At 56.4% G+C, this 1961-nt stretch carries 2 protein-coding genes; both read left to right on the forward strand.

Translation table 11 applies throughout. The annotated features are described in order from the left end of the window. A partial coding sequence (locus B3520_RS16125; RefSeq protein ID WP_286876436.1) for a TonB-dependent receptor domain-containing protein occupies positions 1-926 on the forward strand: 926 nt, incomplete at its 5' end. Between the two features lie 185 nt (positions 927-1111). Beyond that, positions 1112-1876, forward strand: coding sequence for a DeoR/GlpR family DNA-binding transcription regulator (locus tag B3520_RS16130; RefSeq protein ID WP_286876437.1), 765 nt, complete (start codon positions 1112-1114; stop codon positions 1874-1876). Positions 1877-1961 lie beyond the last annotated feature (85 nt).

Below are 1961 nucleotides of genomic sequence, written 5' to 3' on the forward strand. Positions count from 1 at the left end.
AAGTGCCGCCCTCCGGCGTGTCCTATGATACCGGTGATGTCGTGACCCGCCGGAGCTACACAGACGTCTTGCCAAGCCTGAACGTCGCCATCAACGCGACCGATGACGTGATTGTCGGTCTCGGCTACGGTGAAACCATGCAGCCATTGAACCTGATGGACTGGGGTGGTGCCAAGCGTGTGGGCCGCACCTTCAATGACGACTGTCAGTGCATGCGCGTTGTGGATGGCAGTCTGAACGGTAACCCGGAGCTCGATCCCACTCGCGCCAAAAACTATGACTTGAGCGCGGAATGGTATTTGGGTGATGCCTCAATGGTGAGTGCCGCCATGTACCGGATCGAAATCGACAGCTTTGTCCAGACCGATACCATCATGTTGGACGAACCGGATAGCGATGGCATTAACCGCGGTCCCTGGCCTTTCTCAGCTTTGGTTCAAGGTACCGGTGGCGAGGTGAATGGTTTCGAGCTGGCCGCGAAAGTTGCTTTTGGCGACCTGACCGACGGTTTCCTGTCCGATTTCGGCTTTGATGTGAACTACACATTGTCCGAAAGCTCGCAGGACGCCACCGGCCTGGCGGGCAAAGAGCTGCCCTTCCCGAACAACTCGGAAGATACCTACAATATCGTTGGTTGGTATGAGAACGACCGGTTGTCGGCCCGTCTGGCATACAACTTCCGCTCGCCCCGTCTGATCGCCATTGGTGGCGCTGCCACGCTGGCTGAACAGGCCCTGTACCAGGATGACTATGGCCAACTCGATCTGAACGTCACCTACGACATCACTGATCAGTGGTCCGTGTACCTAAACGGAGCCAACATCAATGAAGAGTATCAGGACACCTACCTCGAATTTGAAGATCAGAAAGTGTTCCAGAACATCTATGAGGCCCGCTGGGCTCTGGGTGCCCGTTTCACCTACTAAGTTGGTCATCATCTGACTCAGCAGGGCAAGGAGGCCCAATCGTTGCGCCACCGGGGTCGACCTCGGTGGCTTTTTATTGATGTTTTCTCTTCTCTCTACCCCCTCCTACCTGCGAAAAACCTTGCATTACCCTTTCGATCCACTAGAATATCTTTCAAATCGAAACTTGTCGTCTGAAGTGGATCATGAACAAACGCAACACCCAGCAGCGCCGCCGCGCCATTATCGACATGCTCACCCAGGCGGGTGAGGTGAGTGTCGAGCACTTGGCCCAGCATTTCGGTACCTCCGAGGTGACGGTCCGCAAGGATCTGGCGGCCCTGGAGGACAACGGCCTGCTGCTGCGCCGCTACGGCGGCGCCGTGCCCCTGCCCCAGGAAATGATCGTCGACCCGGGTACCGAAAAAGTTTCGGAACGAAAGCAATCCATGGCCAAGGCCGCAGCGGACCTGATTCTGGACCACAATCGCATCATCATCGACAGCGGCACCACCACCGCCGCCCTGTTGCCGGAGTTGTCCCACAAGCAGGGGCTGGTGGTGATGACCAACTCTCTGAACATCGCCAACGCCCTGCGTGAGCTGGAAAACGAACCCACCCTGCTGATGACCGGCGGTACCTGGGACCCACAATCCGAAGGCTTTCAGGGGCAGCTGGCCGAGCAGGTGCTGCGCTCCTACAACTTTGACCAGCTGTTTATCGGCGCCGATGGCCTGGACCTGGAACGCGGGACCACCACTTTTAATGAGCTGTACAGCCTGAGCCAGGTAATGGCCGAGGTGGCACGCGAAGTCATCGTGATGGCGGAATCGGACAAATTGGGCCGGAAGATCCACAACCTTGAATTGCCCTGGGAGCGGATTGCCTATCTGGTGACGGATTCGGGTTTTCCTGATGAGGCAAAACAACGTTTGGAGACCTTGGGAGTCGATGTTATTCGGGCTTCCTGAAGCCAACAAAGGAAAGTTTTAAGAATTGAAATACGTGACAGGAGTTGGGTAACCCCTTCACGGACACGCCGTAAATACATCCCTG

This window comes from Marinimicrobium sp. UBA4509 (assembly GCF_002388575.1).
Taxonomy (GTDB): domain Bacteria; phylum Pseudomonadota; class Gammaproteobacteria; order Pseudomonadales; family Cellvibrionaceae; genus Marinimicrobium; species Marinimicrobium koreense.